Source organism: Halorubrum depositum, from assembly GCF_007671725.1.
GTDB lineage: Archaea > Halobacteriota > Halobacteria > Halobacteriales > Haloferacaceae > Halorubrum > Halorubrum depositum.
This window is the reverse complement of sequence record NZ_VCNM01000004.1, coordinates 1-18,297: the sequence shown is the minus strand read 5'-3', so window position 1 is coordinate 18,297 and position 18,297 is coordinate 1. Positions and strand designations below refer to the sequence as shown.

The following is an 18,297-nucleotide window of genomic DNA, read 5'->3' as shown; positions in this document are numbered from 1 at the left end:
TTGCAGTATCGCATGAACGACTCCGAGGTACATTCGTTAATCCTTGACCGTGTTGACGGGGTTGAGGATGACGATCTTCGGGCCTTCTTACGCGGGGTTTTGGAGCATGAACGGGACATTCTGAAAGAGCCGCGAGCCGAGTACGCTGAGCAGTATAAAGAACTCGTGGACAACTTTGTCGGGAACGAATCACTGCAAGAATTCGACAATGAATAACGTTCAGATATTCGAACTCGAAATAGAGGATTACCGGCAATATGAAGGAAATCAAACTATCCCCTTAGAGACCACAGCAGAGAAGCACATCAACGTGATTGAGGGGCAGAATGGATCTGGCAAGTCAAACATTCTGAACGCGATTACACTGTGTTTCTATGGGGAAGAAACCCATACTGATTCGAACGATGACGAGGGCCTCGAGTCGGACCCGCTTGTCAACAAGAAACGGCTGAAGGAATTGGAACCTGGTGAATCGATTCAGGGGCACATCGAGATCAAGCTGGGTAAAGGCGAACCCGAGTACGCCTTCCGACGAACTTTCTCGACAGCTCGTCAAGAAGATGATACAGAAGGAGACCGCGAGGAACGACAATTTAACAGCTCTATAGGTGACCTTCGGCTACGCCAGCGGTTTGGGGGGAATGACTGGCGACCGAACCCGAACCCTGAAAATATTCTTCGCGAGATTCTCCCAACCCACGTCCACGAATATTTCTTGTTCGATGGTGAGCAGCTAGATGAGTTCTTCCAAACTGGATATACCGACCACGTACGGGCAGCGGTGCTCGATGTATCTCATATTGAACTTCTGAATAGTGCTGTTAGTCATTTAGGGAAGGTACAGCGGGACTTTGAGAGTGAATCCTCCGAGCTCGGCGGTGATATACAAGAACTCCAAGAACGGAAGGAGGAAGCCTCACAAGAGCTAGAACGGCTCAAACAAAAGCGGGATAACTTAGAGGACGAGATCGACACTGCTGAGGGCAAAATAGATGACATCTACGATGAGCTTGCGGGCAGTGCAGACGACGACGTTCGGGAGATGCAGCAGCGCCGTGTCTATCTGGAAGAACGCTTGGATGAACAGGAAGAGGAGCTTGTAGATGCGAAAGAGGCTGTAGGGGCATCACTCGCCCGATCGGGCGGGATTGCATACAACGCTGATGCCCTCCGATATGCTGTTTCTGAACTGGAAGAGTACGAATCGTCACAAAACGGTGTCCCTGGGCTAACAGAGGAATTACTACGAGGGATTCTTTCTCGGGATACGTGTGTTTGTGGGACTGACTTGGCCGAATGTGACTCTTCACGAGAACACATTGAGGACCTGTTGGAAGAGCAAACTAGTGAAAGCCAAGACGCAATTGAGGGTCGACTCCGGATGGAGCGAGCACTCCGCGATGGCGAATCGCTTATTGAGGATCTCCTGGCTGACCTCAGCGAGCTAGAGGATACACGGACAGCTATCGACGAGAACGAGACAGAACTGGCCAACATCTCTGCCCAGCTTGAAGACGAAGATATCATCGATAATGAACGCGCCCAGGAACTAGAGCAACGCCGTCGGGATATCCAAGGCCGGATCAGTAAGATGGAACGTGAAGTTGGGGAGCTGAACGGGAAAATTGAACAACAGGAAGATGTCGTTGATGAGCGCCGAGAGGAGTGGAAACAGGCAATGCGAGAGCAGGACGAACATGACCTGCTTGTGAGACAGAGTGAATTCATCGACAGTGCTACTGACAAGCTCTCTGAGATCAAAGGAGAGATTCTGGAGCAGGTTCGAACGGAAACTGAACAACGGCTCGAACGATACTATAACGATCTTATTTGGAAAGATGAAGACTATGAGGTAGTCCTCACTGAAGAGTATGAGGTGCGCCTCTACGGTCCGGACGGTCGGAAGAATCTGGGTTCACTTTCTGCTGGCGAACGACAAGTGCTTGCTCTCTCGTTCATGGCTGCACTTTCCAAAATCAGCGGATTCTCCGCCCCTGTTGTCATCGATACACCCTTGGGACGGATATCTAGCGAGCCGAAACAGCTTATCGCGCAGAATGTACCTGACTACCTGAATGATACCCAGGTCACGTTCCTCATGACTGACGTCGAGTATAGTGAAGACGTCAGGGCGTACATTTCCAACGAGGTTGCGAATGAGTACCATCTTGAATTCCAAAACGGTGTAACACAGGTGACCGACCGATGAGTCAAGATACCGAAGACAGCTACGAGGAGCGTGAACCCCGGCGTGACGTTCATATAGATAGCGAACGGCGAGAAATGTTTGAGGCGTTGCAGGAATCTGAGGATTCTCCCTTCTATCAGGCTGAGAATCACGATCTGTTCATGTTTGCACTTGGATATGGGAGAGAGAACACAATGCCTGAAACGATAAAGAACGAAAAGGGTGCGTTTTTCGGGCGTGCGAGTCTCTCGGAACGCCAGCAGGCTGTTATCGAGGCTGTGGCAGTGAGTGAAGAGAGAGATGTTCGAGTTCTTCGTGACCAGCGGATGGTCTATGAGATCGCCGAAGAGTACGCTAATGCGGGGATCGAATTGCTACACGGTCGAGTATTTGGTCCGGCAGATGACGAACCACGGCGGGAACTGGCTCTCGAGGTCAAGGAGCAGTATCAGCCGGAGGAGGACGACGAACCGTGAGTCGTCGTCGAATATTATTGCGAAGTCCACTAGTAGCACCCCGAGAAACAAGCGTAACAACGATGCAACCCCCACTCTGTCGGAGGGATCTGATTCATGGATGAGAATCTATCTGAGGTTGACGAGGAAGTTCGAGGTGTAATAGAAATTATAGCTCAGCACATCAGTCATCAAAACAATTCTACCTCTCTTACGGACTTCGTGGACGAAGTCGGGGAGGCTCGTAATATTGATGACCTATATGATTACCTCCTTGACAACCCGAAAGCTGCGGTCAATCTAGTCGGTGATCTAGAGGAGTACTTCGATCACCCTGCTCCTGACTTGGAGAAACTGAAAGAAGGACAAGGGGAATTCCCCGCTGATACTGAGCCTTGGTGGAATGTCGTTGAGGCCGACGCAGCGAAAATCCATCCCAAAGACGGTGGCAGTGAAAACCAAGAGAATGCGATCGATCTCTGTAAGAATTCAGTAGATCTCATCGTCACCTCTCCCCCTTATTGGCAAAAGAGGGACTATGGGACCGAAGACCAGCTGGGACAGGAGCCTGATCCGGATACCTATATCGAGAACCTGATCGATGCACTAGAGCACTGGAAAGTGTTTCTTCGGCCTACTGGGTCTGTGTTCCTTAACATCGGCGACACATACCATAATAAAAGCCTTCAGGGAATCCCTGGTCGGTTTGCAAGAGCTGCTCAAGAGGCGGGATGGACTATCCGGAACGAAATTCAGTGGGCTAAGGATAATGGAATCCCGTCTTCAGCCCAAGACCGGCTTGTTCCACGGCATGAGCCAATATTCCATCTAGTCCAAGACAAAGATAATTATTTCTACGACTTGCACGGCTACTCAGAGTTATACGGAAATGGATCGAACCCGGGAGACGTATGGCGCATCTCTCATGATCGGAATACTGGAGATCACCTTGCTCCGTTCCCACGAGACCTAGTGCGGAGGGCAATCACGCTTGCATGTCCCCCTTCAATCTGTTCCGAGTGTAATGAGCCTAGACGTCGGGATACGAAGCGAGGATTAACAGAGCTCAATACGGATCGTCCGCAGGCAGAGCGGGCATTGGAAATTTACCATAATCACGACGAGTTGACAGAGGACCATATCCGAGCCATTCAGGCCGTCGGGATTTCTGACGTGGGGAAAGCAGAGGAATTCCAAGTTGGTGCTGGAGCAAACGATGAAGATGTTCAGCGTCGTGCTAAGAAGGCAAAAGAAATTCTAGGTGGTTACTTCCGTGAATTCACTTTCCCTGAGTGGACTACTGTCGGGTGGACCAGCTGTGAGTGTGAGGATCCTGATTGGACTAGGGGAACTGTCTTTGACCCATTTGCTGGCTCTGGAACCACCATCCAAGTGGCGAACAGTCTCGGATATAATGGGTTTGGGACAGACTTAGATACTTCCAACTTCCAACAGGACCAAGCACTGTCCACATACAAATGACGAGATACGTCCTGAAACCTGAAGTCGTACGAGATTGTCTCCACCGGTTAATCGATGCCCCTATCCACCGGATGTTTCCTGGATATCTTTGTCTCCAGCAACAATCCGGACTCGATAATCGGAACACTGGACTCTCCTTTCCCTATAACGAATTTTTCGACGATTACCTCCGTGTCGGGGAGGATGATTCGGCCAAGCCCTATTTTGTCCCCTTCAATCAATCAACAAATCCGTCGCTGAGTTCTCTCTGGTATAATAAGAACGTCGCCGGTACATATGCTCCTTCCTCCCTTCGATCAACTGCCCCACTTATGCAAATAGCCGAAGTTGAGGAAGGAGGACATAATTCGAAATGGGGAATTGAAGATCGTCATTGGCAGCTTGCCCGACACCATCTTTGTGATGACAATCAAATTCCCGCAGAATCTTTGTCTGCGTATCTGTTCCGCGACTATGGATTTGAGGTGGACGATCCTTCTGCTTATACTCTTGTTGAGACATTCATTGAGGAATTTGGCTACGAGTTTGGTGGAGAAGCTTTCTCCCACTTGTACAGAACTAGTGATTCAGAAATAACGGAGGAGTCATTCGTCACCTATGACTGAGCACACCCAAACACAGCTGGGAATTAGAAACACCCACCGTACACCGACTAAAATACGACGACTAACCCCTGATCAGCTCGGTATCCCTTCAAGTGGGGATGAACAAGATGAAGAAACACGCTGGGAGTCTCTGCGGGAAAAAGCGTTTGAGGCCAAAGATGAGTCAGATGTTGGGGTAGCAGTCCGAACTGAGGATGGTTCCGTCTGGGCTGGAACTCGACTAACGAAAGGGATGTCTCATGATGTACATCCTCTCGAACTTGCAGTTTGGAAAGGGTTTGACAGCACTAAGCAACAAATTGTAGATGTCGCAGTCGCGAGTGACGAGTTGTCGCCCCCCTGTGGACGCTGTCTTCAGGTTCTCAGAGATTATTCATCTGAAGATGAAGTGATCATACACATTACTGACGGTGAGCAGGTCGAAGAGACCGCTCTCGCTGATTTACTTCCCTAATGTCTCCCGATCTGGACCAGAAGTCGGTGGTCATCACAGAAGCTAATTATCACCGTGTGTTCATATAGTTAGAAATGATTGAAATCCCCAACTCCCTTCGCTCTCTGTTCAGTGCTCCAATCGAAGAACAAGATGGGACATACATAGTAGAGGTTCCTTCCAGAGAAGTCGGTTCTGAAGCGTTGTCGGCTGACGAGACGTATCGCGTAGCGATTCTGGAATCTCCTGACTCGACGGAGTCGTCAGTACAACGGGAGTCACGGAGAACCCCCTCTCGGGAGACTGCGGGCCATTCTCCCTCTGGACCCCCCGTTGAGGAAGGCGAAGTACGTGATGTGACCATTGAGACAGTCGGCGATCAGGGCGACGGTATTGCGAAAGTCGAACGTGGGTACGTCGTGATCGTTCCTGGCGCTCAACCCGGCGACGAGCCAACAGTCGAAATCGAACAAGTTCAGGAGAACGTCGCGTTTGCGAGGATCATCGATAGCGACCCGCGAGCGCTCTAACCCGCTGTACTTCTGTGGCTCGGTCTTCTCCTCGGTAAATCATCGGTGTGAGAAAGCTCCATTCGAGCTGGTTTGATGGAGGTGGTTCTGAAAGGCAATTCACGCTTTCTCCGCCCGTTCGCGATGGCACAACCTTCCAAGGCCGAACTTCAATCTATGACAAAGGAACCGATCGAGGTGCTTGACGACCTAGCCGACCAAGTCGCCGATGAGTTTTAGGCGTACAGACAGCCGGACTAGTTCAAAGATGTCTCCCTCGTCATTGAAAATAGCGACGCGGAGCATCCGACGTTGGTCGTTCACGTCGATGGAGAGAATGCGGATTCCCTTACTGATCGTATTGATAAGTTCTTCCACGAGCACGGTGCCCGTACTGAACGGGAACGACATTCAGCAACGGACATCCGCGTATTAGCGACGGTCGAGTTGGTCGTGTTCATGGCGTTGCGGACGGTGTGGATCAGGTCGTAGCCGCGACCGTGCACGCCGAAGAAGGAGAGATATCGGTGTGCGGCGCATGCCGCAGTTACTGGCCGAGTACGGATCTGACGGCCTCGTGGTGCGCGGAGCCGTCGACGATGAGCAAGCGTTCAAGGCGTCAATCACTGCCCTCCTGCCGAACGAACTGTAGACCAGCGATTATTCGTCGTCAGTCGGCTTTCAGATACTCGACTTCCATGTACTCTGTGACATCGAACGTGTCCAGCTCCGCTTTCACCGACTCTCTGGTTTCTCCGTCGATCAATGCGTCACCCAGCGGAAGTCCTTGGTCAAGCAGTGACGTGTAGGTGTCGAGCCAGTAGAAGACGTATATCGCGGCGCGGAGAATCGCCCACAACCACGCCTCCAGTTCGCTTGGTTCACGGTCGGGCTTCCCGCCGTGAGCCCACTGGTTCCGGAGTTCGTAACCGCTGCTGATGTAGTCGGCGACGGTGATCGGGTCGAACATGTCTACGGCGTTCCCGATGAGAAAACCGGCGTATCGTGGTACGTCTCTGCTCGGGGTTTCGCCAGCGGTGTGCTGAATGAACAGTGATTCTAGGCCGAGAATCGTGAACGTGACCGTGTTATCCGGGATGCTCCACGTGTTGATCGCCCTGCCGTAGTGGCTGATAGCGAGGTTTCCTGGACCACTGAAATTGTAGAAGGCTGCGTACGGCGTCTCGTACGGTTCCGAGGACAACTCGAAGTACGGTTCCAGCAGGTCCAAGGTGGCCTGTATCTGCGGACCGTTCTTCTCGGTGATTTCAACTCCGAACCCGGTGGGCTGGCCGGATGACATCTTCCGCCCCCACTTGTGCATGCTGTACGTTACAGGACTGATGTAGGTACGAAGGTCGCGCACCAACCCGCCGAGCGATAGGCTGATCGCTAACGTGTATAGGTTGATCGCCTGCATCGGCACCTTTGCCAGTAAGTCATTCTCTGTGAACTCAATGCGGAGGTAGGAGTCGTTGTACACACGGTGCCGGCCGCCGAACGTATCGGACACAAGTGGGAGGGAGTCCTCGCCCAGGACCACGCCGTCCTCGTAGTCGCGGACCTCGACCCCGTCCCGAATGCGCACCCGGTCGGTTTCGATGTCCAATCCTTCCAAGGGGGCGATCAGCTCAGCCTTCCCCTGGCCGTGGACGTCTGCGATGATGTTCTTGGTTATCCGGTCTTCTTGCTCCTGGTACGAATCGAGGTGCTGTCCGGCTCGGCCGAACGAGTCTTTGAACAGGTTAGTCAGGTAATGCTGGTCGATGGAATAGTCGTACTCCTCGCTAAGATGGTCCGCAAAGTCGATGGCTTCATCAACGTCGTCTAACCACTCAACGTCTCGAACAACCGGGCCGAGGCTGGGGCGTTCGATCCGGACGTGCTTGGCTTCGCCGCCCGTTCCCTGTAGTTCGGAAACCTGCGTCCGCGGCAGGTCGACGTCGACGAGGATGTCCGCAGTCGCGTCGAGCAGGTCGTGCACCAGTTCCTCAAGCTGGTCGTCAGAATCCGCCACATCGGCGAAGTCAGAGATATCCATTCAGTCCCTCATCGCCGTTCCCGATCACACTGAACATGGCCTTCAAAGCTGTCTGGGCCTCTTCCTTCATCAAATCGAATGGCGCGGTATCTTGGTTGATTGCGCGAGCCTCCAGTGAATCATCGTCCACGCCCAGACGGAAATGGGCAGTCGGGTTCCGGACCTTCCGCACCCGATGTAGGACCTGTTTCTGTTCCGGTGTTATGAGGTGGCGCGATGCGGCTTCGTCGATCGCTGCGGCAGCACCCTTCTCCTTGATCTCGTCATCTCCCGCCCCATATAGGATGCCGATCAGTTCCTGTTCGACCACTGAGAGAGCGCTGATCATACTGGTTTGGAACAGGCCGAAGAGGTAGGCCTGCTGTGCTTCTTCGTAGAGATTGGAGGATGAGAAGCCGCCGTGAAAGGCCCGGTACCCATCCGTGTTTGGGTGGTGTTTATCGATCCACTCCATCCGCTCAATCTGATGTTCTCGGTCCTTCTCGTGGAACTCGTCAATCCACTCCGTGAACTTGTCGTCTTCCCCGGTCATCCGTTGAATGACCGAACCTCGGACCTCCTGCTAGTTAAGTGATAGCGAAGAATACAATCATCTTCCTCTAAAACAGCGGTGCTGGTTGAGCAAACGGTTATTTATCAACCGCAGTGAAAACAGGGCATGGATAAACTCGAGTGGGCCGTCGACACCGTCGACGGAACAACCTTCGAGAAGATCGCCGGCGAGGTACTGCGGAACGAAGGTTACGACGTTCACGAAAGCGGTGTGATCGGAACCGACGGCGGCTGGGATGCTCGCATCGAGATCAACGGCCGAAAGGGAATCGGCCATGCCAGCGTCGACAACAACTGGAGAGGGAAGCTCCGCGACGACGCCGAAAGCGTGGAGGAACTCGAGGAGGCGCAGAGCGAGTCCTTCGACCTCCTGGTGTTCGTGACGAACCAGCGCGTCACCGGACAGCAGGAACTGGATATGGAGGCAGAGATCGAAGAAGCGTATGGATGGGATCTGAAAATCCTGCACCGGCGGCATATCATCGGGATTACCGGTCATGAACGACCGGACCTCGCGGAGCGGCACTTCGGATTCAACCCGAAGCGGAACGACGACCATCTGGACCAGATCATCGATCTACGGGACGAACGCCTTGACCTGATTTCCAACCGGGAAGGCGTGGCCAGCGACTTGGAGGAAGGCCCGACAGCGGTCGTCCACCTGATTCCGAACGGCGTTTTCAGCGGGAACTACGTCCAACAATCCGACGGTCTCCCCGGACTTCCCCGGATGGGCAAGCTGAACGTCCATCCCGGCACCGAGACCGTGGGGAAGGGGAAGCTGAACGCGGGCGGACGGATGGGACAGCCGTACAAGTCCTACACGTACCTGCAGAAAGACGGGTTGTACGAGGCGGTGGATACGTGGGTGTTCCGTGAGGACGAGCAGGACGGTCTCCTGTTGAATAACGCCCGGGACACCGACAAGTCGCTGGACTGCAAGGCGGGCATCGCGGTGCAGGACGGGATCCGCGCATTGAAGGAGATGGGTGTGACCGGAACCGTGTTCTGCTTTATCAGCCTGCTGGACGCCAAGGGCGCGACCATCGCATACGAAACCCGGATATCGGGACCGGCGGTGCAGCAGCCATTGCGGACGGACCGGTACACGACCGACCTGGCTGAAATCCCGCTGGCCGAGGCCGACGTCACCGACTCGCTACGCAACCCGCTCACGGAGATCTGGCAGGAACTCGGCTGGAACGTCAACCTCCATTACGACGAAGACGGGAACTGGATGGGACCGACAGTCCGGTTCGAGGATATTGGTCAGTTCCCTTCTGGGGGCTGAACGGCCGACTTAGAAATCACTGTGAACCGTAGGAGTTCGATGGGTGCCACTCCGATTGCCGAAACTTATGACTGCACTCGCTCAGTCTTCCTGTCGGTGATACCGAGTTCGAGGTCTTCGTACATCCGGTTGAGCATTGCCAGTGCCGACTGGAATTGGGCGTAGTTCTCGCACATATACTCGATCGTCTCGTCTCTCGGGATCACCGGGTACCCCTCGATGTGTTCAATGTCGAGTGAGGGGCGTGGCTCGAGGACGATTTGCAGCGGTCCGTCCAGTTCGCCTCCCGGCTGTCGCTCAAATGCAGTGGGGAGGCCGAACGACTCGAAAAACGCCTCCCAGGCGTCGACGTCCTGCTCACGAACAGCGAGGAACAGTGGATAGTCGTCGGGCTTGCGACCGACCTGGTAGCCGCCCTGAGTCCACACGTAGACGGCGTCGATCCGCGTGAACGCGAACGGCCAGTCACTGAACTGTGGGATGACGTACGTTTCCTCGATGGAGGGTGGACTGACGCCGGCGCTGGCAGCGACGAGATCGAGCGCTGCGTCGCATACGCGCTCGTCGACTACAGTGAGGCCGTCGTCATAGGAAACGTAGCCTGCCTCTTCCAGCCGATTGACGGCCTGTCTCACTGTCTCGTAGGGCGTGTGGAGGTGTTGGGCGACACGGCGGATGGAGTCACCACTCTCGATGGTGAGGATGACCTGCGCCGCGGTGTCGTCGAGAACCTCATACATCTGGTGATTACCAATAATCCGGTAACAGTTAAAAGCCTTACTAGAGTACGGGGTAGAACTGCTCTGTCTGAGTTCTATCACTCAGGACTTTCAATTGAATAACCGAAGAATGTAGATCTCATAGCCAATCTGCATAATGTGGATAATGTAGATAATGCAAATTGGACTTCTTCAATTGGTTCGTGTGGGTGGCAAAGATTGCGATAAATACGTATGAAATGCTTATAATCTAAATTATGTAGATTGCGTAGGGTCGACGGTGATTATGCCAATTAAGATTGTGCCAACAATCTACGTAATGTACAAAATGTAGATTGTGTAGATGGCGTGCGCAATCTGTCTGACACAGAATTAAGATGGACGAGCTTCACTAACCGCGTATGACCAGTGCGAAACTTACATTATCGACAAAACTCGCGCAACCTTCAACATCTACCCAATGTACATTACCTACAAAATGTACAAAATCCTCTTCTTATGGGGGTGCTGAGCTATGAGTGCTGACGAGTTTGAAGGGCTCCCCGGAGCAGCTGTCTCGTTGCTCAAGGGAGGGGTAGGGAAATCCACGATCGCGCTCAACATCGCTGATCGACTCGCTGCTCGTGGCCATGAGACGGTACTATTGGATCTGGATAAGGACGGGCACATGACGACCCAGTTGGGATACGACGATGCGTACGACCGAGATGCGAACCTCGGTGACGCCCTTATCGATGGTGAGGACCCCGAAGACCTGCTTATCGAGACGGACTTCGGCGTTCACCTACTCCCGTCGAGTAACGAACTCGAGAACGTCGAGACGAGGCTGAAGGACGAACGGTTCGCAGACGTGAAGCTTCGACGGAACGTTGTCGATCCGCTCATACAAAACGGATACGACTACGTGATAATTGATGCCGCAGGCGGCCGTGGGAAACTCTCCGATAACGCCCTCATCGCCGTCCAGCGCGTCATAATCCCGCTAATCCCGCGTGCTGGCTCGATCAACGGCCTCAATAAGATGATTGAACGCCAGATCTCCCCAATCCGGCAGAATATCGGGTTGGATATCCTCGCAGTCACTCCGAATATGATTCGCGAAACAATGGGACAACGCAACGAGCATCGGACTCTCGTTGAAAATCTCAACCGGGAGTTCGGTTCATTCGTCCCCGAGTACGCTCGTGTGGACCCGGAGATCTTCGATGCCCTCGATGATTCGGGACGCACCATCGATAGTATTCCGAAGCCAGGGATTCGCGAACGGACCGCAATTTCCCGCGCGTTCAAGCAAGGAATGCCGGTCTCGGAGTTCGACGAAGATTGTGACCAGATCCCGAATTTCGACCACTTAGCGGACCTCGTGGAGGAACACAGCCATGCCTAATGAGGACGACCGTTTCGGGGACGTCGCTGAACAGCTCAAACAAACGGAGGAAGGAGCCGAATCGGATGACGACGAACGTACTGACACCCAGGATGAACCGCAACCGGATGAAGAGATAATTCCTGAGGACACAGAGTCGGAGACTGAGTCCATTCCTGAGCAGGATGAGGAGGATGTGGACGAATCCACCGGTGGACCGGCCTTCTCCTTTGATGAGACCGATATGCACGGCTTCTATGTCCGGGAAGACACGTGGAATGGCGTCACCCGGATGCGATCATCGGTAACTGCTGCGTGCTCTATGTTTGATGTTCCCGAATTTGAGGGAAGAGAATTTCAAGATGCGTGTCTCCGGGTAATTGCAGACCACGGTGATGAGGTCGCCCTCCAGATCCTCCGGGAGCGTGGTATCGAAGCCGATGAGGAACGTGTTCAGGAAGTTGTGGAGATGCTGAGCGAGCAAGCTACGAACGACTAACATTAGATTTGGGCGATTTCCCTCATCATTCAGATTTCGTGCGCATTGTACATTATGCAGATTGTGTAGCAAGCCATCTGCTTGCAGTCTCGCGATTATTCTCGGAACCGGGTCCGAACGGCGGTCGCGGTTTTGGTATAGCGGTATATGATTTATACCGTTGGCCAACTCCGAATTTCGGGCGATAGAACTCCTCTATCATCGGAAAAATGGTTATGAGACTTCTGTCACTGGTGGTCCTGATTATGTGGGTAATCACGACCACTTTGAAGTACCACGCCGCCGTCGGTGAAGCACGAATGCTGCAACCGCCTCACGACGGCGCTTCCCCCGGGGTAGAACTGCCAAGAACGGGGTTTGAGATTTCTCTGACTCTCCTCAGCCGAGGTCGAGGCGATGGCGAAGAAACTCATTCGATATAGAACTAATGACCTCAACCTATATTAAGATAAAGCGCGAACGGTGTTGTATGTCCGAAGACGAATCGAACTCCGAGGGCCTGATGGAACGCCAGACCACGGGTGAAGACCGCGTGAGGATGACCGCCCGGCAGCTTTCGGAGCCTCAGACGGCGAACTGGATCGCCTCGGAAGCGGGCTGGTCACACGAGCCGACCAAACGCGTCCTCGATCGGCTCGTCGACGATGGCATCCTCCACCGTGACGAAAGCGGGACTCACACCACGTATTACCCTGATTACCGCCGCCAAGCAATGCAGGAGGCGATGCGGCTTCGAGACAGCGGGCACACTGTCGAGGAACTCACGGACCGTCTCGCCGATATGAAGACGCAGATTCGCGACTGGGAGAATGAATTCGAGGTCGAGTCACCGAACCAGCTTCGCGGGACGCTCGCTGACGAGTCTCTTGACGCTGAGGAGGAAGATCGTCGCCGTGAGATTGCCCGCGAGTGGGAGCACCTTCAGCGGCGTATCCAGATCGTTGGCTTCGCCATCCGCGAATGGGACTTCCTCGCTCCGACGACAGAGCCCGCTGAGGCCAGCAGCTAACGAATGTCGGTCCCGCATCCAGGTGGTGATCCGAACGCGAACCTCTACACCCAATTGAAGCGGGACGTCCTCGACCGTGTTCCCCAGATCACGGCCGTCGAGTACGTTCCTGACGATATCGAGGCCAAGCAGCTGCGGGCGATTTTCGATCCGGCCCGTCTGGATCCCCCGACAGGCCCTGATTCGCCGGAGCTGACCGTCAAGTGGTATCGGCAGGACCCTCACGATTGGTTCCGTATCAACTACACCGACCCGAACACGGGCTTTCACGCCGGCTGGCACCAGGACGAGGACCATCCCGATCTCGGACGGGCGCATTTCCAGTACTCAGTCGCCGATACGGAGGATCGCTGGGAGATTACATTCGAACACGAGACCCCTTCCCTGGTTCTCTGGGAAATCGTCGAAGAGCTCCTCGAGGACGTCCGTCCGACCTACCAGTACGCGAACGAGGAACCATGACACCCCGAGAACGCGCCGATCAGTCACTCAAGAATTTCTTCGAGCGCTACCTCCAGGATAAGGGGAAAGGCCGCGGTGGCGACGGCGGGAACTACCGACGTAACGCTGCACGCGAGCTCGAGCGGTTCGCCGAGTGGGCCGCCGGCGACCGCGGCGCCGACGACTGGACCGGGATCGTATCCGACGACGTCGACCAGGAGCCCACCTTCGAAGACCTCGATGAACGCGTCTTCCGGGAGTACGCCCGGCATCTCGCCGGCGATCGCGGGCTCAAACAGAATACCGTACAAACCTATTATCGCTATATCTCCGCGTGGTGCGGGTGGTGCGTCAACGAGGGATATCTCGAAGCCCATTACGCGCAGCGGGCGAGTGCGATGGCGCCGCTGCCGGAGGACGACGGTCGCAAGCCCGGTGATCAGCAGGCCTGGACGTCCGAGCAGCGCCACGCCCTGACCCGGTACGTCGACGAGCGAGCCCGTGACGCCATCGAGACGTTCACCACACTCCCGGGGGATACTGACCCTCTTGACAGACAGCGAGCGCGCTACGCGGCGCTGAAGGCGGCTCGTGACCGGGCGCTGGTGTTCGTTCTCGCGTACACCGCTGTCCGCGTCGGGGAACTGCTCCGGGATCCGAACGACCCACGCCGGCGCGGCGTCCGGTGGGAGGAAATTTCGCTCGACGACGGTAGTATGGATGTCTACCGGAAGAAGCAGCAATGGGACGCCGCCAGTCTCCCCGACCCAGTAATCTCTCCACTGCGGAGCTATCGAAGGCTGATGGACCCACCGACGGAACGCTGGCCGGTGTTCCCGACGTTCGACCAACGGACGCTCGCAGGACTCATCCAGGATGAGCTAGCCGAACGAGGGGAACTCCCGGAAGCAATTACTGAGCGCCGTGAAGAATACGCTCGCGATCTACTGCTGGCGCTCGATGAGGACATTCGGCCGCCGTCGATTACGACGGACGGCGCACGGACGATTCTCCAACGGCTCTCGGAGGCCGCAGAGGTCGATATCGACCACCCGAAACACGATTATCTCGCGCCCCACGGTGGTCGACGTGGAATGGGCGAGGTACTTGTCCGCGCGTTTGGGTACACGGTGGCGGCCCGGTATCTCGATAACTCCGAAGAGATGGTTCGAGAACGGTATTCACATATCGAGGCAGGGGAGTTAGGTGATGTTGCTACAGAAGCTCTGGAAGAGGTCGATTCGACTGAGCGCTAACTATACTAATCACTTTTCGATGAGATGCCTAAACGCGGAGAGTGTATTTTTCCCCTCCTCGGTAAGATCTACGTCCGTCCTTCGCCCCACGTCTTTGGTTTCAACGAAGCCCTTCTCGGTTATCATTCAGTGGATCACAGTCTCGTCGACCGCAACGTGATCCGGATTTACCCCATCGAGCGACTGGAGATCTGTCTTCAGTACCCAGTTGTGGATGGTTGACGGACAACGGTTGACCTCACCGTATGTTGTATAAAAACAATTTCCTATATTCACTTAAGCTAAATAGGGCACATACCGAGCTTCATCGCAGGTTTGGGTATTGCCTCGCGCTCCAGAAAATCTAACTCGAAGCAGTCGCTATCTCCTCGAGGCGTGCGATTTCGAGGAACCCGTAATCTCGGCAGGTTCATCATGGAAGACAGGGCTAACCAGCTGGATGAGAAACGTCGGTGCGAGGAACGTCGAAAGGAGTACTGTCACGTCTACAGCTCTGTTCGCGACGATCACCACGCGCAGTATTAGGAGGATCCACTCAGGGGCAACCCCGGAGCTCTCCTGTGCTTTCTCAAGTGTCTTTCGGACATCCACTCTTCGTATCACTTTCCGGAATTTCACTGCCAATTCTTTGGTGGACAGTGTCCGACCGACCGTCTACATAACCCTGCGATAGGCGCATCGTGGAAGTATAGATTCAGTCCTTTCAAAAGACCCCGAGGATGAACCCGATCCCCATCACGATGAGGATCGCTGCCGTAAATGTAGGGAGGTACTCGACATATCCTTCGAGCCGCTCTTCGTACCGCTCATAGCCGGCCACAAGCAGGAGAGTCACTCCGACGAGGGAGACGATGACGGCGAGCGAGTAGAGAAGCATCAACTCGAGACAGTATGCCGAGCCGGTACAGATGGCAATAATGTCAAACTCTTCGTTGTGTGTGAAGCCAAGCGCAAACGCGAGTGCAACCATCCCGTAGAGGCCACGCTCGGGCGTTTCGTCGACGCGACCGTGCGAGTGGTCGTGGCTGGACTCACCGACGAATGGGAGGGCGCGTCGAATGCGAGCCCCCCACGTGGACGTCTCTTCAGTGCGATGTGTGTGCTCGTGGTCGTCCGCGTGATCATGGGCGTGCTTATCTTCCTCTTCTTCTCCGTCGTGATTAAATCCAGTACCGTGGTCATGCCCGTTGAAATACTGCCAGATTCCGAGCCCGATAAGTAGCGCGCCCGCCACGTAATTCATCCAGCTGAGTTGTGTGAGCCCGAAGTACGAAAGCGCCCAGAAGTAGACCACCACCATCGCTATACTACTGATGAGGTGGCCGATCCCGAGGATGAGACTCGATGCAGCGCCGTAGAACCACTTGTTCGGTTTGTCGAGTGCATAGCTCGCCGCGATTGCCCACCCGTGGCCCGGGGCGAGCCCGTGAGAGAGCCCGAGCACACTCGCCCCGAGTGCAAGACCAAGTACTCCAGTCACCATATAGAAGAATACGAGACTGACGGACTGATAGGGGTTGTTATGGCCGATTCGGGGATCCCGTAATAATGAGTTTCATAGGCGTCCCCGGCTAACATTCCCTTAATGCGAACCAGCCTGAATATTCCCGGAGAAATTCTCGAGTCGTTCGACGAAACGTGGCAAGACGAAGGACTCGAATCGCGCTCGCGTGCTGTTCGGGAGGCGATCCAAGAGTATATAGAGCGTCATACCACCCTCGAAGGGCTTGACGGGACCGCAGTCGCTGCGCTCGCCTTCGACTACGAGCACACGCTCGTCATCGGGGATCTCCACACTGTCCAACACGAGTTTGATGATATCATCGGGACGACTCAGCATATGCATCATGGCGAGTGGTGTCTCGAAACAATCTTCTGTGAGGGGTCAGCTGGACGGATTCGCGAACTCGTCTACCAGCTTCGCGATTTCGACGCTGTGGGGAGAGTCAACGTAATGTTCCTTCAGCCGGACCACGATAATCAGACGGCCGACTGATTACACACCAGGAGTGTGGCGTATCTCTGTATTCGTGCGTTGGTCGTGGAGCTGGTCTCCGGATCCGTCAGACTCGACGGGTGAGCCGTCCTCGTCGGCGTCCTTCCACTCGTCCGTTCCTGCCGGATCAAGATGGACGTGTGCGTCGCCGACGGCGGGGAGATCTCGAAGCCTGTCGATAAGCACTGTTTCGATTTCGTGGGCAGTGCGAAGTGTGTAGTCTCCGGGAACCTCGACGTGGAGTTCAACTTCGAGATTAGCCCCCATATAGTAGACGGCAGTGTCGTGGACACCTTCGACGGCAGGGTGTTCACGAACGCAGTCTTCGACGCACTGTTGGACGCCGGCTGGCGGGGCTGCGCCAGACAGATACGTGACGTTCGCCCAGCAGATGACGGTCGTGTTAACTTAGACAGGCTGTGTTGAATCGCTGTAAGGCGTAGTGATTCACTGTTTAACGAAGCGCTTGATGTTATAGACGACACACATCAGAGCGATTTCTCGGAACTCACGAAACTACGTCTGCGCTCGCACGGCGAAGCCGAGCGAGCGCTTCACAGCCGAGTTCACGGTTTCGGTCATAGAGCGCTGATTGTAGCTGTTATCGTCAATTCTGGCGTTGTGTGCGTGGTCGTACGGAGCGAAGATACGGTGCTTGATCAGCGGTCTGATCCCGAGGTCGCGTAATCCTTCACGAAGCGATTGCTTGTCATAGCCTTTATCGGCCGCAAGAGACCGCAGATCGCCCGCGTTCCGGCGGGCGATCTGCTCAGCAAGGTCTGCGTCGCTTCCTTCCCGGTTCGTTGAGCAGTGAACGTCAAGGACGGCTTAAGACGCTGTATCGACTAATTTCGTGACTTTGAGCTTTTGAACGCGGTAGCTAATTCGCTGGCAGTAGTGGCGGCTCGCTGCTGAGCGTTCGTAGAACGTGGCGTCGATCGCGGCGTGTTCAGAGAGATCGTGCAGCTGCGCCGACTGGCGCAGCAGCACTCGACACACGCTCATACTGATCCGGTCGAACGCCTTACACAACGTGGACGGCGCTGGGAGATCGGCCGCGTTGAGGCCGATCTCTCCGGTTATTTGTGGCATTTCTTTGAGCAGGTCGATCGTAATGCGGTACGATGAATCGAGGTAAATCCGCAGACAGTGAAGGGAAACGAGTGCATAGTCGGCGAATCCGCCGCCGCCTTCCGGGGCGGCAGATTCGCCTCCATCGCCAGTAACTCTTTGAGCAACCGGCACAACTTCCCCGATGAAGCGGGAGATTTGTGTCACAGGCAACCGGATCTTCCCGCTTCAACTCCTTTGATTTAGTGGCCTACCCCGCTGCTGTATGGTGATTCAACACAGTCAAATACGGTGACTCCGCCGCTGTCCTCAGAAGAGGTAGAACAGCGGGAAGATGAACACCCAGACGATGTCGACGAAGTGCCAGTAGAGGCCGAAGTACTC

The 18,297-nt window shown here is 54.8% G+C and carries 20 protein-coding genes and 3 pseudogenes; 14 read left to right on the top strand and 9 right to left on the bottom strand.

Going from position 1 to position 18,297, the window contains the following annotated elements:
• Positions 1-12 precede the first annotated feature (12 nt).
• The 7 genes from FGM06_RS15315 (at position 13) to FGM06_RS15285 (ending at position 5,693) form a co-directional block, all read left to right on the top strand.
• On the top strand, positions 13-216 hold the full coding sequence (locus FGM06_RS15315; RefSeq protein ID WP_144800137.1) for a hypothetical protein: 204 nt from the start codon (positions 13-15) through the stop codon (positions 214-216).
• Positions 209-2,209, top strand: a complete 2,001-nt coding sequence (locus FGM06_RS15310; protein ID WP_144800136.1) for an AAA family ATPase — start codon at positions 209-211, stop codon at positions 2,207-2,209. Before FGM06_RS15315 ends, FGM06_RS15310 begins: the two co-directional genes overlap by 8 nt.
• The gene (locus tag FGM06_RS15305) at positions 2,206-2,664 is read left to right on the top strand and encodes a hypothetical protein (protein WP_121513343.1); all 459 of its coding nucleotides are present in this window, start codon (positions 2,206-2,208) and stop codon (positions 2,662-2,664) included. The genes FGM06_RS15310 and FGM06_RS15305 overlap by 4 nt, the downstream gene beginning before the upstream one ends.
• Positions 2,665-2,760: 96 nt before the next feature.
• On the top strand, positions 2,761-4,125 hold the full coding sequence (locus FGM06_RS15300) for a DNA-methyltransferase (protein ID WP_144800135.1): 1,365 nt from the start codon (positions 2,761-2,763) through the stop codon (positions 4,123-4,125).
• The gene (locus tag FGM06_RS15295) at positions 4,122-4,730 is read left to right on the top strand and encodes a hypothetical protein (RefSeq protein ID WP_144800134.1); all 609 of its coding nucleotides are present in this window, start codon (positions 4,122-4,124) and stop codon (positions 4,728-4,730) included. Before FGM06_RS15300 ends, FGM06_RS15295 begins: the two co-directional genes overlap by 4 nt.
• The gene (locus FGM06_RS15290) at positions 4,723-5,184 is read left to right on the top strand and encodes a hypothetical protein (protein ID WP_144800133.1); all 462 of its coding nucleotides are present in this window, start codon (positions 4,723-4,725) and stop codon (positions 5,182-5,184) included. The genes FGM06_RS15295 and FGM06_RS15290 overlap by 8 nt, the downstream gene beginning before the upstream one ends.
• 74 nt (positions 5,185-5,258) lie before the next feature.
• A complete protein-coding gene (locus FGM06_RS15285) occupies positions 5,259-5,693 on the top strand; it encodes a TRAM domain-containing protein (protein WP_144800132.1) in 435 nt (144 codons plus the stop codon).
• Between the two features lie 649 nt (positions 5,694-6,342).
• Here FGM06_RS15285 and FGM06_RS15275 read toward each other — a convergent pair.
• The gene (locus FGM06_RS15275; protein ID WP_144800131.1) at positions 6,343-7,713 is read right to left on the bottom strand and encodes a hypothetical protein; all 1,371 of its coding nucleotides are present in this window, start codon (positions 7,711-7,713) and stop codon (positions 6,343-6,345) included.
• Positions 7,700-8,245, bottom strand: a complete 546-nt coding sequence (locus FGM06_RS15270) for a hypothetical protein (protein WP_144800130.1) — start codon at positions 8,243-8,245, stop codon at positions 7,700-7,702. The genes FGM06_RS15275 and FGM06_RS15270 overlap by 14 nt, the downstream gene beginning before the upstream one ends.
• Positions 8,246-8,371: 126 nt before the next feature.
• Between FGM06_RS15270 and FGM06_RS15265 the strand changes: the two genes are divergently transcribed.
• Positions 8,372-9,556 carry a restriction endonuclease gene (locus tag FGM06_RS15265; RefSeq protein WP_144800129.1) on the top strand — a complete coding sequence of 395 codons (1,185 nt, stop codon included), beginning with the start codon at positions 8,372-8,374 and terminating at the stop codon, positions 9,554-9,556.
• Positions 9,557-9,621: 65 nt separating this feature from the next.
• On the opposite strand, the gene FGM06_RS15260 is transcribed toward FGM06_RS15265, so the two are convergent.
• Positions 9,622-10,296 carry a helix-turn-helix domain-containing protein gene (locus FGM06_RS15260; protein WP_144800128.1) on the bottom strand — a complete coding sequence of 225 codons (675 nt, stop codon included), beginning with the start codon at positions 10,294-10,296 and terminating at the stop codon, positions 9,622-9,624.
• A 493-nt stretch (positions 10,297-10,789) separates the two neighbouring features.
• Between FGM06_RS15260 and FGM06_RS15255 the strand changes: the two genes are divergently transcribed.
• The 5 genes from FGM06_RS15255 (at position 10,790) to FGM06_RS15230 (ending at position 14,846) form a co-directional block, all read left to right on the top strand.
• Positions 10,790-11,662: a ParA family protein gene (locus tag FGM06_RS15255; RefSeq protein ID WP_004594451.1), complete on the top strand. Its 873-nt coding sequence runs from the start codon at positions 10,790-10,792 to the stop codon at positions 11,660-11,662.
• Complete coding sequence (locus FGM06_RS15250) at positions 11,655-12,140, top strand: hypothetical protein (RefSeq protein ID WP_004594450.1); 486 nt, start codon at positions 11,655-11,657, stop codon at positions 12,138-12,140. The genes FGM06_RS15255 and FGM06_RS15250 overlap by 8 nt, the downstream gene beginning before the upstream one ends.
• A gap of 427 nt (positions 12,141-12,567) precedes the next feature.
• A complete protein-coding gene (locus tag FGM06_RS15240) occupies positions 12,568-13,149 on the top strand; it encodes a DUF7342 family protein (RefSeq protein WP_058365912.1) in 582 nt (193 codons plus the stop codon).
• Between the two features lie 3 nt (positions 13,150-13,152).
• Positions 13,153-13,611 (top strand): hypothetical protein, encoded by a 459-nt coding sequence (locus FGM06_RS15235; RefSeq protein WP_058365911.1) that lies wholly within the window; start codon positions 13,153-13,155, stop codon positions 13,609-13,611.
• Positions 13,608-14,846 (top strand): phage integrase SAM-like domain-containing protein, encoded by a 1,239-nt coding sequence (locus FGM06_RS15230; RefSeq protein ID WP_144800126.1) that lies wholly within the window; start codon positions 13,608-13,610, stop codon positions 14,844-14,846. The genes FGM06_RS15235 and FGM06_RS15230 overlap by 4 nt, the downstream gene beginning before the upstream one ends.
• 9 nt (positions 14,847-14,855) lie before the next feature.
• On the opposite strand, the gene FGM06_RS16450 is transcribed toward FGM06_RS15230, so the two are convergent.
• From FGM06_RS16450 to FGM06_RS15225, 4 genes and pseudogenes are all read right to left on the bottom strand, one after another.
• Positions 14,856-14,972: a DUF6293 family protein gene (locus tag FGM06_RS16450; RefSeq protein WP_379765143.1), complete on the bottom strand. Its 117-nt coding sequence runs from the start codon at positions 14,970-14,972 to the stop codon at positions 14,856-14,858.
• A 6-nt stretch (positions 14,973-14,978) separates the two neighbouring features.
• Positions 14,979-15,259 (bottom strand): annotated as a pseudogene (locus FGM06_RS16445) (IS6 family transposase); the annotation flags it as partial.
• On the bottom strand, positions 15,207-15,437 hold the full coding sequence (locus FGM06_RS16160) for a hypothetical protein (RefSeq protein WP_144927648.1): 231 nt from the start codon (positions 15,435-15,437) through the stop codon (positions 15,207-15,209). The gene FGM06_RS16160 and the pseudogene FGM06_RS16445, both read right to left, overlap by 53 nt.
• 112 nt (positions 15,438-15,549) lie before the next feature.
• Positions 15,550-16,329, bottom strand: coding sequence for a hypothetical protein (locus FGM06_RS15225; RefSeq protein WP_058365910.1), 780 nt, complete (start codon positions 16,327-16,329; stop codon positions 15,550-15,552).
• Positions 16,330-16,431: 102 nt separating this feature from the next.
• On the opposite strand from FGM06_RS15225, the gene FGM06_RS15220 reads away from it, so the two are divergent.
• Entirely contained in the window at positions 16,432-16,842 is a 411-nt protein-coding gene (locus tag FGM06_RS15220; protein WP_058365909.1) for a CopG family ribbon-helix-helix protein, read from the top strand.
• Here the strand turns inward: FGM06_RS15220 and FGM06_RS15215 are convergent.
• Both FGM06_RS15215 and FGM06_RS15210 read right to left on the bottom strand, forming a co-directional pair.
• A pseudogene (locus FGM06_RS15215) lies at positions 16,843-17,223 on the bottom strand (cation transporter dimerization domain-containing protein); the annotation flags it as partial.
• A 66-nt stretch (positions 17,224-17,289) separates the two neighbouring features.
• Positions 17,290-18,120 (bottom strand): annotated as a pseudogene (locus FGM06_RS15210) (IS5 family transposase).
• Positions 18,121-18,297: the final 177 nt, after the last annotated feature.

Excerpts from the sequence above, each read along its gene's own strand:
- FGM06_RS15315 (WP_144800137.1), top strand. The coding sequence starts at position 13 with ATGAACGACTCCGAGGTACATTCGTTAATCCTTGACCGTGTTGACGGG.
- FGM06_RS15310 (WP_144800136.1), top strand. The coding sequence starts at position 209 with ATGAATAACGTTCAGATATTCGAACTCGAAATAGAGGATTACCGGCAA.
- FGM06_RS15305 (WP_121513343.1), top strand. The coding sequence starts at position 2,206 with ATGAGTCAAGATACCGAAGACAGCTACGAGGAGCGTGAACCCCGGCGT.
- FGM06_RS15300 (WP_144800135.1), top strand. The coding sequence starts at position 2,761 with ATGGATGAGAATCTATCTGAGGTTGACGAGGAAGTTCGAGGTGTAATA.
- FGM06_RS15295 (WP_144800134.1), top strand. The coding sequence starts at position 4,122 with ATGACGAGATACGTCCTGAAACCTGAAGTCGTACGAGATTGTCTCCAC.
- FGM06_RS15290 (WP_144800133.1), top strand. The coding sequence starts at position 4,723 with ATGACTGAGCACACCCAAACACAGCTGGGAATTAGAAACACCCACCGT.
- FGM06_RS15285 (WP_144800132.1), top strand. The coding sequence starts at position 5,259 with ATGATTGAAATCCCCAACTCCCTTCGCTCTCTGTTCAGTGCTCCAATC.
- FGM06_RS15275 (WP_144800131.1), bottom strand. The coding sequence starts at position 7,713 with ATGGATATCTCTGACTTCGCCGATGTGGCGGATTCTGACGACCAGCTT.
- FGM06_RS15270 (WP_144800130.1), bottom strand. The coding sequence starts at position 8,245 with ATGACCGGGGAAGACGACAAGTTCACGGAGTGGATTGACGAGTTCCAC.
- FGM06_RS15265 (WP_144800129.1), top strand. The coding sequence starts at position 8,372 with ATGGATAAACTCGAGTGGGCCGTCGACACCGTCGACGGAACAACCTTC.
- FGM06_RS15260 (WP_144800128.1), bottom strand. The coding sequence starts at position 10,296 with ATGTATGAGGTTCTCGACGACACCGCGGCGCAGGTCATCCTCACCATC.
- FGM06_RS15255 (WP_004594451.1), top strand. The coding sequence starts at position 10,790 with ATGAGTGCTGACGAGTTTGAAGGGCTCCCCGGAGCAGCTGTCTCGTTG.
- FGM06_RS15250 (WP_004594450.1), top strand. The coding sequence starts at position 11,655 with ATGCCTAATGAGGACGACCGTTTCGGGGACGTCGCTGAACAGCTCAAA.
- FGM06_RS15240 (WP_058365912.1), top strand. The coding sequence starts at position 12,568 with ATGACCTCAACCTATATTAAGATAAAGCGCGAACGGTGTTGTATGTCC.
- FGM06_RS15235 (WP_058365911.1), top strand. The coding sequence starts at position 13,153 with ATGTCGGTCCCGCATCCAGGTGGTGATCCGAACGCGAACCTCTACACC.
- FGM06_RS15230 (WP_144800126.1), top strand. The coding sequence starts at position 13,608 with ATGACACCCCGAGAACGCGCCGATCAGTCACTCAAGAATTTCTTCGAG.
- FGM06_RS16450 (WP_379765143.1), bottom strand. The coding sequence starts at position 14,972 with ATGATAACCGAGAAGGGCTTCGTTGAAACCAAAGACGTGGGGCGAAGG.
- FGM06_RS15225 (WP_058365910.1), bottom strand. The coding sequence starts at position 16,329 with ATGGTGACTGGAGTACTTGGTCTTGCACTCGGGGCGAGTGTGCTCGGG.
- FGM06_RS15220 (WP_058365909.1), top strand. The coding sequence starts at position 16,432 with ATGCGAACCAGCCTGAATATTCCCGGAGAAATTCTCGAGTCGTTCGAC.